This is a genomic window from Ciceribacter ferrooxidans (assembly GCF_004137355.1).
GTDB classification, from domain to species: domain Bacteria; phylum Pseudomonadota; class Alphaproteobacteria; order Rhizobiales; family Rhizobiaceae; genus Allorhizobium; species Allorhizobium ferrooxidans.
Window position 1 is genome coordinate 1 of sequence record NZ_SDVB01000056.1, and the last position, 261, is coordinate 261.

At 58.6% G+C, this 261-nt stretch carries 1 protein-coding gene; it reads left to right on the forward strand.

What is annotated here, in order from left to right; genetic code table 11:
• Positions 1-261: ABC transporter permease (locus tag EUU22_RS01485; RefSeq protein WP_165351039.1), on the forward strand; the 261-nt coding region annotated here is incomplete at both ends.

Below are 261 nucleotides of genomic sequence, written 5' to 3' on the forward strand. Positions count from 1 at the left end.
GTCCGGCTTGTTTGTCGGTTTTGTGCTCGGTTTGCAGGGCTATTACACGCTGCAGCGTTATGGCTCGGCAGAGGCGCTGGGTTTGTTGGTGGCGCTGTCTTTGCTGCGTGAGCTGGGGCCTGTGGTGACGGCATTGCTGTTCGCCGGGCGAGCAGGCACAGCCTTGACCGCCGAGATTGGTTTGATGAAAGCCGGGGAGCAACTCTCTGCCATGGAAATGATGGCGGTTGACCCGGTAAAGCGTATTTTGGCACCCCGTTT